This is a genomic window from Streptomyces lydicamycinicus (assembly GCF_000829715.2).
Classification (GTDB): Bacteria; Actinomycetota; Actinomycetes; order Streptomycetales; family Streptomycetaceae; genus Streptomyces; species Streptomyces lydicamycinicus.
Genome location: NZ_BBNO01000007.1, coordinates 1 through 14010 on the forward strand (window position 1 = coordinate 1; position 14010 = coordinate 14010).

General features: G+C 70.0%; 12 protein-coding genes. 7 read left to right on the top strand and 5 right to left on the bottom strand.

All coding sequences use genetic code 11. The features are described from left to right. Positions 1-248 precede the first annotated feature (248 nt). Complete coding sequence (locus TU31_RS22560; protein WP_042157689.1) at positions 249-1031, bottom strand: hypothetical protein; 783 nt, start codon at positions 1029-1031, stop codon at positions 249-251. 89 nt (positions 1032-1120) lie between these two features. Here TU31_RS22560 and TU31_RS22565 point away from each other — a divergent pair, with 89 nt between their 5' ends. Together TU31_RS22565 and TU31_RS22570 are read left to right on the top strand one after the other, a co-directional pair. Then, positions 1121-1567: a hypothetical protein gene (locus TU31_RS22565; protein WP_245698634.1), complete on the top strand. Its 447-nt coding sequence runs from the start codon at positions 1121-1123 to the stop codon at positions 1565-1567. Positions 1568-1669: 102 nt separating this feature from the next. Beyond that, on the top strand, positions 1670-2563 hold the full coding sequence (locus tag TU31_RS22570; RefSeq protein ID WP_042157693.1) for an oxygenase MpaB family protein: 894 nt from the start codon (positions 1670-1672) through the stop codon (positions 2561-2563). A 24-nt stretch (positions 2564-2587) separates the two neighbouring features. Here TU31_RS22570 and TU31_RS22575 read toward each other — a convergent pair whose 3' ends face one another. Further along, positions 2588-3199, bottom strand: coding sequence for a class I SAM-dependent methyltransferase (locus TU31_RS22575; protein WP_042157694.1), 612 nt, complete (start codon positions 3197-3199; stop codon positions 2588-2590). Between the two features lie 428 nt (positions 3200-3627). Here TU31_RS22575 and TU31_RS22580 point away from each other — a divergent pair, with 428 nt between their 5' ends. Continuing rightward, entirely contained in the window at positions 3628-4242 is a 615-nt protein-coding gene (locus TU31_RS22580; protein ID WP_042157696.1) for a GTP-binding protein, read from the top strand. A 48-nt stretch (positions 4243-4290) separates the two neighbouring features. Here the strand turns inward: TU31_RS22580 and TU31_RS22585 are convergent, their stop codons facing one another. Next, on the bottom strand, positions 4291-4719 hold the full coding sequence (locus tag TU31_RS22585; protein ID WP_042158817.1) for a PPOX class F420-dependent oxidoreductase: 429 nt from the start codon (positions 4717-4719) through the stop codon (positions 4291-4293). 169 nt (positions 4720-4888) lie between these two features. Between TU31_RS22585 and TU31_RS22590 the strand changes: the two genes are divergently transcribed. Both TU31_RS22590 and TU31_RS22595 read left to right on the top strand, forming a co-directional pair. Continuing rightward, the gene (locus tag TU31_RS22590) at positions 4889-5296 is read left to right on the top strand and encodes a roadblock/LC7 domain-containing protein (RefSeq protein WP_042157698.1); all 408 of its coding nucleotides are present in this window, start codon (positions 4889-4891) and stop codon (positions 5294-5296) included. A 79-nt stretch (positions 5297-5375) separates the two neighbouring features. Next, a complete protein-coding gene (locus TU31_RS22595; protein ID WP_245698635.1) occupies positions 5376-6272 on the top strand; it encodes a DUF6397 family protein in 897 nt (298 codons plus the stop codon). Here TU31_RS22595 and TU31_RS22600 read toward each other — a convergent pair. Both TU31_RS22600 and TU31_RS22605 read right to left on the bottom strand, forming a co-directional pair. Beyond that, positions 6203-7072 (bottom strand): acyl-CoA thioesterase, encoded by an 870-nt coding sequence (locus tag TU31_RS22600; RefSeq protein WP_042157702.1) that lies wholly within the window; start codon positions 7070-7072, stop codon positions 6203-6205. The two genes, TU31_RS22595 and TU31_RS22600, sit on opposite strands and share 70 nt — an antisense overlap. A 52-nt stretch (positions 7073-7124) precedes the next feature. Beyond that, a complete protein-coding gene (locus tag TU31_RS22605; RefSeq protein WP_042158818.1) occupies positions 7125-9638 on the bottom strand; it encodes a DEAD/DEAH box helicase in 2514 nt (837 codons plus the stop codon). 1546 nt (positions 9639-11184) lie between these two features. Between TU31_RS22605 and TU31_RS22610 the strand changes: the two genes are divergently transcribed. After that, positions 11185-11976, top strand: a complete 792-nt coding sequence (locus TU31_RS22610; protein WP_042157704.1) for a metal-dependent hydrolase — start codon at positions 11185-11187, stop codon at positions 11974-11976. Positions 11977-12406: 430 nt separating this feature from the next. Next, entirely contained in the window at positions 12407-13639 is a 1233-nt protein-coding gene (locus TU31_RS22615; protein ID WP_042157706.1) for a GNAT family N-acetyltransferase, read from the top strand. Positions 13640-14010: the final 371 nt, after the last annotated feature.

A 14010-nucleotide genomic window follows, 5' to 3' on the forward strand; every position in this document is an offset into this window, starting at 1 on the left:
AAACACCGGGGTGCTCAATCCCACGTAGCCGCGTCGCCCGCGCCGAGGACGGGTCCCGGTGCGTCCCCTCCGACCCCCGCGGCAACCACAGACCCCGCAACGGCACCAGCCACAACACAGCCACACCGAACGACGTACGGCGCCCCCTCAGGGGCGCGGGGAACGGCGCGCCCAGCCACAACCCACCCGCAGACAAACAACGCCGCACCCGCACCCAAACATCGCCCCAAGCGGAGGGCACCGACTTTTCAAACAGGCCGCGCCGCCAACTCGTCAAGCGACGCCAACAGCCCCGGCAGCTCGGGCCCCCGCCCCACCGGATGCACCTCCCCCGGTTCGTCGTCCAGCAGCACGAACGCAATGTCATCGGTACGGGCAACCATGCTCCACCCAGGCCCGTCCACCCGCAGCGTCCGCGCCTCCCCCGCCGCGAACGACGACCGCACCCGCCCGGGCGGCGGCGGCTCGTTCACATAGCCGCGCGCCTCCTTCAACACCCGCCGCACTCCCTCGTGCGCCTCATCCCCCGGCTCGGCAAAGCTGACGTCGCCCTCCACCTGCTCACGCCACGCCGCCCATTGCATGGCGATCTCGTCCGCGCCGAGCCGCCGTTGCGCGGGCCCCCACTCCTCGGCGTCCGGAGGGGTGAGCGGCGCAGGGTCGCCCTCCTGCGGCTCGGGATCGTGCGGCTTCGGCACACCGGGTGCCGCCACGGCGAGCGCGAGCGGCCAGCCGGGCAGCGCCCCGACGATGCTGTTCTCGCCGGGCGAGAGGTCGTACTCCATGCCGCAGTCCCAGGCCGCGATCGCGCAGGCGACGAGTGACACATCCTCCGTCACCACGGTCCAGCGCCCGCCGTCACCGTCCTGACCGAGGACCAGTCCGTAGCCCTCCGCGTACGGTTCGAGCCCTAGGCCCGCGCACACCTCGGGGTAGTCGTCGCCGAGCACGCTCGGGAACTGCGCGGGCGTCAGCAGCACCGCCGTCAGCACGAACAACTGATCGTTGTCGGCGCTCTCGGTCGTGGGCACGCGGGCCTCCCCATCGGGTCCATTGCGGAGTACGTCGGCGCACCCTAATTGGCTTGGTACGGGCTTGTCACCAGCCGTACGCTGCGCGGATGTGTTTTTACAGCCGCCGGATGCACTTCGTGTGCCTGGTCTGCCGGGCCGCGTGGAAGAAGACGCCGGCCTCGGGGGGACCGGGCCGCTGCCCGCAGTGCCGTGGTGAGCTGATCAACGCGGGCGCGGACCTGGCGGTGCCCAAGCGGCGCGACATGGCCGGGTGGCGCGCGCTGGAGGCCGTGCTGCGCGCGGGGCTGACCTTTCATGGCGGGTGCTGCGGTACGGGACCGGGCTACCGACCGCGGACACCACGCGAGGTCAAGGACCGGCTGGCGCTCGCCGGCCGTACCGGTATGCCGGTCAGGGCGGCGCTGGCCGTAGTGGATGCCACGCTCACCGACCGCTACGGTGCCGACGCCCGTACCCCGGGGCGCGGCACCCGCAGCGCCCGGCGGCCGGCCGGTGTGCCGAAGCGCTCACGGGAGACCGCCCGGCGCGGCTGATTCCGGCCACCGTGGGGCGTGATCTGGCCCCCGGCCGCACCGTTCAAGTGCCGCCCACGCCCGTAAAATTGGCGCTTCGGCCAATGAAGGGACGGTTGTCAGGTGCGGCGCTACGACTGGTTGAGGGAGATCCGGCGGCTCGACCCGGAGCGCGACTTCCTGCGGATCTACCGCATCATCGCGACCCATGAATTCCCCTGGGACCTCACCCGGGCCCTGGAGCTGGCGCTCTACCGCACCTATGCCGTGCCGAGCATCGGCCGGCTGCTCGCCGAGACGGCGGAGCTGACGGACCGCACCCAGAAGCGCTATGACGACACCGCCCTCCTCCTGGACGCCGTCGTCGAGCACGGCTTCGACAGCGAGGACGGCCGGACGGCGATCCGGCGCATCAACCAGATGCACCGCAGCTATGACATCAGCAACGAGGACATGCGCTATGTCCTGTGCACCTTCGTGGTGGTGCCCAAGCGCTGGCTGGACGAGTACGGCTGGCGGCGGCTGACCGCACCCGAGCGGCATGCCATGGCCACCTACTACCGCACCCTCGGCCGCCACATGGGCATCACCGAACTCCCGCGGACCTACGAGGACTTCGAGCAGTGCCTCGACGCCTACGAGGAGGCGCACTTCGGCTGGGACGAAGGCGCGCGACGGGTCTCGGACGCGACCTTGGACCTGATGGCGGGGTGGTACGGCCCGCTCGCCCCGGTGGTGCGCGGTGCCAGCATGGCCCTCCTGGACGATTCACTTCTGGATGCCTTCCGGTACGAGCGGCCCAAGCCGGCGGTCCAGAAGGCGGTACGCACCGCCCTGAAGCTGCGCGCCAAGGCCGTACGACTGCTGCCGCCCCGCCGCACCCCGCACTACGCCCGCCAGAATCCCGAGATCAAGGGCTATCCCAACGGCTTCCGGGTGGCCGAGCTCGGCACCTTCCCCACCTCCCGCCCCACTGGCACCTGCCCGGTTCCGCACGGGGAGGGCCCGGCGTCCTGAGACACCGGTCCGGCCGGGCGGGCGTCAGCCCCGGCGGACCGCCAGCGCCAGGTAGCGGGAGTCCTCGTCCTCGTACCGGATGAGGTCCCAGCCGCAGCCGGCGAGGAGGGGCCGCAGATTCGGCTCGGCCCGCAGATCGTCGGGCGTGATCGGGCGGCCCTTGCGCGCGGCGAGGGCGGCCCGCCCGATGGGGTGGAAGAGGGCCAGCCGGCCACCGGGGCGTACGGTCCTGGCGAGTTCGGTGAGGCCGCCCGCCGAGTCCGGCAGATGCGACAGCAGCCCCGCGGCAAAGACGGCGTCCAGCGCGGCGTCGGGCAGCGGCAGCCGGGCCACGTCCGCGAGCAGCAGCCCCGCGTCCCGGTCGCGCCCGGCCCGTACGGCGGCCTCCAGCATCTCGGGCGTGAGATCGGCGCCCAGCACCGTTCCGCGCGGTCCCACGGCCGCCCGGAGTGCGGGCAGCGCACGTCCGGTACCGCAGCCGGCGTCCAGGACCCGTTCGCCTTCCTGGAGGCCCAGTTCGGCGACGCCGGCCGCATAGGCGGGGCCGTCGTCGGGGAACTTCGTGTCCCAGGTGGCGGCGCGGGACGCGAAGAACGCACGGACCTCCTGCGGACGGTCGGCGTGGTGGTCGGTCATCGGGCTCCTCCGGGAGTGCGATGGGCGGCGAGGACGGCGAGGGCGGCGCTGCCGTGGCACTCGACGGCACCCGGCGAGACGTGCGTCACGGGGCGGTGGTCCGCGCCGCTCCGGTGCCTGCTGCCGCCTCATGAGCTCATGATCCCGCACGGCCCGGCCGGTCACCGGGCGGACGCCGCTGCGGACGGACCGGACTCCGGCGGCGGATGCCGCTCCTCGGCTCAACTATCACGAATCCGGAGGTTGATGGGCTTCTTGATCGGATGACGTGACGGCTTTGGCAATTCCGAGAAAATCCCTGTCAGCGGGCGGTACGGTCCTCGCCATGGATTTCCGGCGGCCCTCTGCCGCCGAAGGCTCCCCCCGTCGAGCCATGGATCCGCACACCCCGTGACACGCAGGACCCTGCATCCTGGAGGAGACGGCCGATGAACGCCGCACAAGGGGTCCCGGAGGGCGCAGCCCCGGGCCTCGACGCCGAGTTGACCCTGAAGATCTTAGTCGCGGGCGGCTTCGGCGTGGGCAAGACAACACTGGTGGGCTCGGTCAGTGAGATCCACCCGCTGCGTACGGAGGAACGGCTCAGCGAGGCGGGTGAGACGGTCGACGACACCGGGGGAGTGGACCTCAAGGGCACCACCACCGTGGCGATGGACTTCGGCCGCATCACCATTCGGCAGGGCCTGTCGCTCTATCTCTTCGGCACCCCGGGGCAGGACCGCTTCTGGTTCCTGTGGGACGACCTGTCGGAGGGCGCCCTGGGCGCCGTCGTCCTGGCCGACACCCGGCGGCTCCAGGACTGCTTCCCGGCGGTCGACTACTTCGAGCGTCGCGCGATCCCGTTCCTGGTAGCCGTCAACTGCTTTGCGGAGTCCCGGTCCTACGGCGCCGACGAGGTGGCCCGCGCGCTGGATCTGGACCGTGGCACCCCCGTCGTGCTCTGCGACGCGAGGGACCGCGACTCTGGCAAGGAGGTGCTGGTACGGCTCGTCGAGCACGCGGGGCGGCGGCACTCCGGCAGGGTGCTGGATTCGGTGGGATGACCGCGGCGGCAGGTGGCGCGGCGCGGACGGGCCACGCCACCTGCGCCCTCAGTCCGCCACGGCAGCCAGGGCGATGACCTTGTCGATCCTGACCCGCACCACCAGCTCGCCCGGCACGCCGTTGCGGGCGCCGTACTCTTCCGCCCGCTCCTCGCCCATGTAGCGGGCCGCGATCCTGGCCGCCCAGTGACGGACCTCCGCCAGATCGCTGCTGATCTCCGCCGTCCCATGCACCACCACGAAGGAAAACGGTGGCCGGTCGTCGTCGACGCACAGTGCCATCCTGCCGTCGCGGGCGAGGTTGCGGCCCTTGACCGTCTCCTCCCCGGTGTTGAACACCAGCTCGTCACCGTCCATGAGGAACCACACCGGCGCGATGTGCGGGCCGCCGTCGTCCCGTACGGTCGCCAGCTTGCCGGTCCGGGTCCCCTCGGAAAGGAACCTCTGCCACTCGTCCTTCGTCATCTTGTGTGCCATGCCGACATCCTCGGCCATGCGGCACGAACCGGTCTCCCCTGGCACGCCGGCCCGAGGGGCGGCTTGCCGAGACGGCCGAGGTGGGACAGGCTGGCACGACGGCCTTCGAACGGACCACGGGCCGCGGTCCGGCCACGAGTGCGGGCACAGACACGGGGAGGAAGCAGCAATGGCATTGAGCAGCGGACTCGACTGGCTGCTGGACGACCTGACCAAACGGGTGGAGAAGGTACGGCATGTGCTGGTGCTCTCCAACGACGGCTTGGTGACCGGGGCCAGTGAAGGACTCCAGCGCGACGACGCCGAGCATCTCGCGGCGGTCGCCTCGGGGCTGCACAGCCTCGCGAAAGGTTCTGCGCTCCACTTCGGCATCGGGCGGGTGCGCCAGACCATGGTTGAGTTCGACGACGGCTTGCTGTTCGTGACGGCGGCGGGCGACGGCAGCTGCCTGTGCGTGCTGGCCGGGGCCGACGCCGATTTGGGCCAGGTCGCCTACGAAATGACGCTGCTGGTCAATCGTGTCGGCGAGCATCTGGGCGTCGCGGCCCGCCAGCCGGAAAGTTATCCACAGGTCTGAGGCGGGGGTTGACCCGCTGTCATCGCCTGCGGCTACAGTCGTCACTGTCAGTGATCGACCGAGTTGCGGGGGAAACGACATGACAGTGATGTGCGACGGGCAGCAGACGCTCACGATGGGACGAGCGGCCCGTGAACTGGAGCTGAGGAACGGCGAGTTCGAGCTCGCCACCCAGCTCGGAAAGGTGCGGACGGTCCCGGCCGGGCCCGACGGCCGGCCGGGAGCCACCGGATCGCTCGGCCGCCGCCGGGTCCCGGCGGAGGAAATCACCCGCCTCCAGGCCGAGCCCGGCTTCCCGGACGCGCTCCGCGAACGGATCCGCACGGTCAGCACGAACGAGGCCGCCGCGCTGATGGGCATCGGCCCCGGACGGGTCCTGCGGCTGACCCGGGCCGGCTGCTTCGGCCCCGTCAGGTTCTATGTGAACCGCTTCGGCGCGGTGGTCTGGCTCTATCTCGCGGCCGAGGTCTCCGACTTCGCCGACCGCGAACCCGACCTGATGCGGGGCAACACCCCTGCGGCGATGCGGGTGATGCTCGACAGCGGACAGGACTGGCGGGCCCGCCAGTGGCGCAGCCGACGGGTCGCCCAGCTCATGGGCCAGACCGATGACCCCTGGGAAGCGGCCGCGGTGATCGCCGCCGTGCTGCCCCCGGAGGAACTCGCCTCGGTGGCCGAGGACCCGCGGGAGCGGGCCCTGCTGCGCCGGCTCAGGCCCGTTCTGGCATCCGTGATCACGGTGACCCCGGCCGCCCGGGAGTCCTACGAGCGCGTGCTGACGGCGGACGACTTCGACGAGGTGATGTGGTACCGCGTCAACCTCTCCCGAGAACTCGAAACGGCCCGCAGGGAAGCCCCGGGACACCTGCGGACACCCGCCGCCGCGACCTCCGCCGCCCGCCCCGGTCAGCCGCCGAGTTTCCTGAACAACCCCTCTTGGACGACCGATACCAACAGCCTGCCCTCCCGGTCGTAGATCCGCCCGCGGGCCAGGCCCCGGCCGCCGGTGGCGATCGGCGACTCCTGGTCGTAGAGGAACCACTCGTCCGCGCGGAACGGACGGTGAAACCACATCGCGTGGTCGAGCGAGGCCATGTCGAACCCCCGCGGTCCCCAGAGCGGTTCGATGGGGATGCGGACCGCGTCCAGCAGCGTCATATCGCTGGCGTAGGTCAGCGCGCAGGTGTGGACGAGCGGATCGTCGCCCAGCGGCCCGACCGCACGCATCCACACCGCGCTGCGTGCTTCCGCACCCTCGATCTCGTCCGGCGTCCAGCGCAGCCGGTCGACATACCGGATCTCGAACGGCATCCGGCGCGCCATCCGCTCCAGCCCCTCGGGCAGATCGCGCAGGCGCTCGCGGACCTCGTCCGCGACCGTCGGCAGTTCCTCCGGGTCGGGCACCGCCCGACGCATCGGCAACTGATGATCGAAGCCGGGCTCCGGCTTGTGAAAGGAGGCGGTCAGATTGAAGATCGTGCGTCCCTGCTGGACGGCGACGACCCGTCGGGTGGTGAAGGACCGCCCGTCCCGGACCCGCTCGACCTGGTACACGATCGGCACCCCTGGCCGGCCGGGCCGCAGAAAGTACGCATGGAGGGAGTGCACCGGGCGGTCCCCTTCCGTGGTCCGCCCGGCCGCCACCAACGCCTGGCCCGCGACCTGTCCGCCGAAGACCCGCTGTAGCGATTCCTGGGGACTGCGGCCCCGGAAGATGTTCACCTCGATCTGCTCGAGATCCAGCAGATCGACCAGCCTGTCGGCAGGATTGGTCATGACCGGTGGCCCTCCGTCATATCCTCCGGTGGCTTCGGCCGAAGCCACCGCATCACAACTGACCCACGTCCGTGACCCGCACGACCGCGCGCCCCTCCTCGTCGGAGGCGGCCAGATCCACCTCCGCGGAGATGCCCCAGTCGTGATCACCATTCGGGTCGGCGAAAGTCTGCCGCACCTTCCACAGCCCGTGCGCGGCATCCTCTTCAATCTGAAGCAGCTTCGGGCCGCGCGCATCCGGGCCGGTGCCCAGCTCGTCGTATTCATCCCAGTAGGCGTCCATCGCCTCGCCCCAGGCGTCCACGTCCCAGCCGGAATCGGCATCCATCTCGCCGAGCTCCTCGACCTTGTCCAGCGCCGCCAGCTCAACCCGCCGGAACATCGCATTGCGCACCAGCACACGGAATGCCCGCGCGTTGGACGTGACCGGTCGGACCTGATCCGCCCGCTCCGCGGCCTGCTCCGCCGTCTCCACCTCCGGATTGGCGAGCTGCTCCCACTCGTCCAGCAGACTGGAGTCGACCTGCCGCACCATCTCGCCCAGCCAGGCGATGATGTCCTCGAAGTCCTCGGACTTCAGATCGTCCGGCACGGTGTGATCCAGCGCCTTGTACGCACTCGCCAGGTAGCGCAGCACGATCCCCTCGGTGCGCGCCAGCTCGTAGAAGGACGTGAACTCCGTGAAGGTCATGGCGCGTTCGTACATATCGCGGATGACCGACTTCGGCGACAGCGGGTGGTCGCCGACCCACGGGTGACTCTTGCGGTAGAGGCCGTAGGCGTGGAAGAGCAGCTCTTCCAGCGGCTTGGGGTACTCGACGTCCATGAGCCGTTCCATGCGCTCTTCGTACTCGACGCCATCGGCCTTCATCTGGGCGACCGCCTCGCCCCGGGCCTTGTTCTGCTGCGCGGCCAGGATCTGCCGCGGATCGTCCAGCGTGGACTCCACCACGGAGACCATGTCCAGTGCGTACGACGGCGACTCGGGGTCCAGCAGGTCGAACGCGGCCAGGGCGAACGTCGACAGCGGCTGGTTGAGGGCGAAGTCCTGCTGAAGGTCCACGGTCAGCCGGACGATCCGGCCCTCCGCGTCCGGCTCCGCCAGCCGTTCCACGATCCCGCCGTCCACCAGCGAGCGGTAGATTGCGATGGCCCGCCGGATATGCCGGAGCTGGTTCCTGCGCGGCTCATGGTTGTCCTCGAGGAGCTTGCGCATCGCTTCGAAGGCATTGCCCGGCCGGGCGATCACGGACAGCAGCATCGTGTGCGTCACCCGGAAACGGGAGTTCAGCGGCTCGGGGTCGGAAGCAATCAACTTCTCGAAGGTGTTCTCACCCCAGTTGACGAAGCCCTCCGGCGCCTTCTTGCGCACCACCTTCCGGCGCTTCTTGGGGTCGTCGCCGGCCTTCGCCAGCGCCTTCTCGTTCTCCACGACATGCTCGGGAGCCTGCCCGACCACAAAGCCCGCGGTGTCGAAGCCCGCCCGGCCGGCGCGGCCGGCGATCTGATGGAACTCCCGCGCCCGCAGCGTCCGCACCCGCGAGCCGTCGTACTTCGTCAGCGCGGTGAACAACACCGTACGGATCGGCACATTGACGCCCACGCCGAGCGTGTCCGTACCGCAGATGACCTTCAGCAGACCCGCCTGCGCCAGCTTCTCGACGAGCCGGCGGTACTTCGGCAGCATGCCGGCGTGGTGCACGCCGATGCCATGGCGGACATACCGCGACAGGTTCCGGCCGAACTTCGTGGTGAACCGGAAGTTCCCGATGAGCTGAGCGATCTCGTCCTTCTCGGCACGCGTACACATATTGATGCTCATCAGGGCCTGCGCCCGCTCCACGGCGGCGGCCTGAGTGAAGTGCACGATGTAGACGGGAGACTGGCGAGTCTCCAGCAGTTCGGTCAGCGTCTCCGTCAGCGCCGTCGTGCGGTACTCGTACGACAGCGGCACCGGCCGCGTGGCCGAGCGCACCACCGACGTCGGCTTCCCCGTGCGCCGGGTCAGATCCTCCTCGAAGCGCGACATGTCGCCGAGCGTCGCCGACATCAGGATGAACTGCGCCTGCGGCAGTTCGAGCAGCGGAATCTGCCAGGCCCAGCCGCGGTCCGGCTCGGCATAGAAGTGGAACTCGTCCATCACGACCTGGCCGATGTCGGCGTCCTTGCCGTCCCGCAGCGCTATCGAGGCGAGCACCTCGGCGGTGCAGCAGATGACCGGTGCGTCGGCGTTGACCGATGCGTCACCGGTGAGCATGCCGACGTTCTCGGTGCCGAACAGCTTGCACAGATCGAAGAACTTCTCCGAGACCAGCGCCTTGATGGGCGCGGTGTAGAAGGTGACCTGATCATTGGCGAGAGCGGTGAAGTGTGCGCCGGCCGCCACCAGACTCTTACCGGAGCCGGTGGGGGTGGACAGGATGAGGTTCGCTCCGGAGACCACCTCGATCAGCGCCTCCTCCTGGGCAGGGTAGAGCGAGATGCCCTGCTGCTCGGCCCAGCCCGAAAAGGCTTCGAAGAGGGCATCGGGGTCGGCGTCGTTCGGCAGATGATCGATGAGGGTCACGCCCCCATACTGCCTGTCTTCGGCCCAGATCAGGGAACCGGCGGCCAAAGGGGAGCCCAGCCAAAGATCGACAACGCCGCACATGGGACGCCCTGCGGCCCGGCCCTTCCCTCGAAGGCCGCAGACGCAGCCCTGAGAGCTACCACGATATCTGGTCTGACCTGCGGAAACGTGGGCCGCCGCGCCCCGGGGCGGTCTCCCCTCGCCGGGGTGAGCGAACCTGCGGCGCCGAGTGAAGCAAGGACGCGACGACCTCTTGATGCTCCGAGTGGACTCGGCATCGAGGGAGGCTTCCATGCAAGGTCTTTACAACCCGTACACGACTACGAACGCACTGTCGCGGCCAAGGCGCCCTGGCGCACCAGCGCGCTCGGCGCGTGTCGGAGATCACCCGAGGTCGGCGGTGCAGAGGCGGGGGGCCCGTTCCGTGGCGGGGGTGCGGGGGTGGGTGTGGCGCGATCGGGGTGGCGCGGGAGCGGGGCATCGTGGGGGCGGGGCGTCGGGAGGCCGCGCGAATAGGAGGTGTGCGCGAATAGGAGGTGTGCGCGATAGGAGGGGCGCGCGACAGGAGGTGCCCGCGATCGGGAGGTCGTGGGGCGGGGAGGTCGTGGGGCCGGGGCGTCGTAGATCGAGGTGGCGCGGGAGCGGGGCGTCGTGGGATGGGGGCGTTGCCTGGTCGTGAGCGTGAGCGTGAAGCTAGCTGGGGCGGTGGTGGTGGCGGGAGGGGGAGGGGGGAAGCCCCCAGGAGAGCCCGCCCTCATCCCGCCTCACCCACCCCCTGTCCCAGGCCCCACGGTCGTCCTGTCGCCGGCTGCGCACCCTCCACGCCGCACCCCCGAATCCCGCCCCTCCCAACCCCGCTCCCCAATCCCGCCTACACCTCAACCCTCATCCCCCGCCGTCCATCGCCCTCTCTTCCTGCCGTCCTTCGCCCTCCCTCCCCGGCGCGCGCTCGCCCACTTGGTTCTGCGGCCTTGCTCGCCCTTCTTGGGCACTCGCCAACGTCCGCTCGTCCCCGTCGTACCCGCCTTTGCTCGACCCTCTCGGCCCACCCTCCCTACCTTCACCTCCACATCCACCTCCGCTCGCCCCTTCAGCCAGGGGCCTTGCTCGCTCCTCTCGGCTCAGGCGCCTCGGTCTGCCTCGGCCCCGCCCTTGCTCGCCCGCGCGGCTCGGCCCCACCTCACCTCCACCCCACCCCGTTGCTCCCCTGCTCGCCTCTTCGCCCCCCACTTCGGCTCCGCTCCCCTTATTCCTCGTCCTCGCCCCAGCAACGCGCTGTAGCCATCCCCCATGCACGGGAACTGACGTGGCGTTAGGACTGCGTCATCGATAACCAGTGCTCCCCAGGCACTCCACGCCTCTGCCCAACAGCAGCGGGTTGGCCCGGCCTGGCAGGAAGGAGTTGGCTTACCCGCTCCTCGGGCGGAGATCATCTGGCGCTACGCTGAGTCGCCGACCGGGCGTCAGTGGCGCGGCTCAGCAGTGTGGGAGCGACGTGCCGCGCAGGTGGACATGCGCGAGAGAACAAGGGGTGGGAGTAACCATGATGGGACCGGCGCACTCGCTGTCCGGGGCCGCGGCCTGGCTGGGGGTGGGAGCGGCGGCGGCTGCCGCAGGACATCCGATGCCCTGGCCGGTGCTCGTGTGTGGGGCTCTGATCTGTGCCGGAGCGGCGCTTGCCCCCGACCTCGACCACAAATCCGCGACCATCTCCCGGGCTTTCGGGCCGCTGTCGCGGATGTTGTGCGAGGTGGTCGACGCCATCTCGCACGCTGTCTACAAGGCGACAAAGATGCGCGGCGACTCGAACCGCAATGGCGGTCACCGCACGCTCACACACACCTGGGTGTGGGCCGTGCTGGTCGGCGGCGGGATGTCGCTGCTGGCGATGCAGGGCGGACGCTGGGCGGTACTGGGCATCCTGTTCGTCCATATGGTGCTCGCCATCGAGGGGTTGCTGTGGCGGGCGGCACGGGTCTCCAGCGACGTACTGGTGTGGCTGCTGGGTGCGGCCTCGGCGTGGATCCTGGCCGGCGTTCTCGACCAGCCGGGCAATGGTGCGAGCTGGCTGTTCACCGAGCCGGGGCAGCAGTACCTCTGGCTGGGTCTGCCGGTCGTCCTCGGTGCGCTGGTCCATGACATCGGCGATGCCCTGACCGTTTCCGGCTGCCCCATCCTGTGGCCCATCCCGATAGGCCGTAAGCGCTGGTACCCCGTCGGCCCGCCCAAGGGCATGCGCTTCAAGGCCGGCAGCTGGGTGGAGTTGAAGGTGCTGATGCCGCTGTTCATGGTGCTCGGCGGCCTCGGTGGTCTGGGCGCGCTCGGCTATATCTGACCCGTCGTGCTCGGCCCGCTGTGTTGCCATCTGCTGAGTATCAGATGCCCCGGCGGGCCGCCGCCCTCCTCCGACGTACGCAGGGCAGCGGCACGTCACCGATGCGGTGGTGTCGCTCAGGGCGGCTGGCGTGATGAACGTGGACCGGTTCGATGGCCGTGTCCAGGACGGAGCCTGGGGCGGTAGTTGACCACTGCCAGTCACAGCCTGACGCCTTCGCTCCCGCGCGGGGAGCACCGCCGCCGAGCCCACCGCCGCCGAGCCCGACCATCGCAACCCCCCCCGGGGCCGGGCCGGGACTGGACTGGGCCGTCCTGCGACCGGCCGCGGGCCCGGCCGTAATTCGCTTGCCCCGGCCACGCATCAACGCTGCACTGTGGCGGGGCACCACGAGTCGTGGTGCCGGTATCCCGGGGAGGCAGCGGCAGCAATGGAGATCCGTTCCACGACCGACGAGGATCTCGACGTCTTCGTTGACACACTCCATGCCGCGTTCGGGCGCTTCCCGGAAACCCCGGCCGAGGGCGGCGGCGGGGTCTGGTGGTCGGCGCTCGAAATGGACCGCAACCTGCTCTCCATGACGGCGGACGGGCGGCCCGTCGGCACCGCCGGTGCCTACTCCTTCACGCTCACCCTGCCCGGTGAGACCCTTGTCCCGGCCGCCGGGGTGACCGCCGTCGGCGTCCTGCCCACGCACCGACGCCAAGGCGTGCTCAGCGCGATGATGCGGCATCAGCTCGCCGAGCTGAGGGCCCGCGGGGAGTTCCTCTCCGTACTGCTGGCCTCCGAGGCCCCGATCTACGGCAGGTTCGGCTACGGACCGGCGACCTACACGCAGCGGCTGACGGTGCCGCGCCACCAGGCCGCTTTCGCCCTCCCCAGAGCGCACGGAACGGCCGGTGCTCCAGCGAGCGGATCGGACACGGGCTCGGTCGAGCTGCTGCGGCGTGCCGAGTGCGGCGAGATCCTGGAAGAGGTCTACGACCGGTACCGCCGCACACAGCCCGGCGCGCTGTCCCGGCCGCACCGCTGGTGGGCCTTGGGCGCGGGGCAGCCCCCGCTCTCTCCGGCGCCGCGCTATATCGCCGTCCACCGAGATGCCGACGGCGTCCCGGACGGGTACGCCAGCTACTCGGTCGAGTCCGGCACCCTGACGGTCGACGAGACCATCACCACCGACGACGCCGTCTTCACGGCCCTGGCCCGGTTCGTGCTCGAACACGACCTGGTCACTCAGGTCGTGTTCAAGCATTTCCCGCCCGAGCACCCGCTGCGCTGGCAGCTCGCGGACTTCCGCGCCGGCGAGGTGAGCGACGACACCGACTGGCTCTGGGTGCGGCTGCTGGACGTCCCGCGTGCGCTGACCGCACGAGGCTGGTTCATGGACGGCGAGCTCGTCCTGGACGTCGACGACCCATTCCTTGGCGAACACGGCCGCTACCTGCTGACCGTCCGGGACGGCAAGGCCGACTGCGTCCCGACGGACGGGGAGCCCGACCTGTCCCTGGACGTGAGCGACCTGGGCGCGGTCTACCTCGGCGGCACCGCCCCGAGCACGCTCATACGCGCCGGACACATCCGGGCCCACCGCCCGGGCACGGCCACCCTCGCCGATGCCCTCTTCCGCGCCGACCGTTCCCCGCACTGCCTGCACTGGTTCTGACCGCGCGCTCGCCGACCTGTACAACTCTCGTGATGTTGCCTTTCGGGAGCGCCTTGTTGTCGAGGCGCTCCCGGCTACACCTACGTCAATCGCCCGGCCGTGACGGGAAGGGGGAGCACCCACATCGATACAGCGTTCATGGGTCTCACCTCCTCGGGCGGTGTCACGGTCAACTGCGAGCTACCAGCCCGGCCTTCATCCCTCCGACGCTTTTCCCGCCCCGGATCACCCTGATCACAAGGCCTGATAGGCCGGGAGAAGGAGAGCACGGAGGAGGAAAAAGAAAAGGAAAGGAGATCCCCGCTCCTTTCCACTCTCAAGATATAGCGCACTGGGGGGCTTGCGGCAAGGCCCCCGTTGTGCCGCAGAAT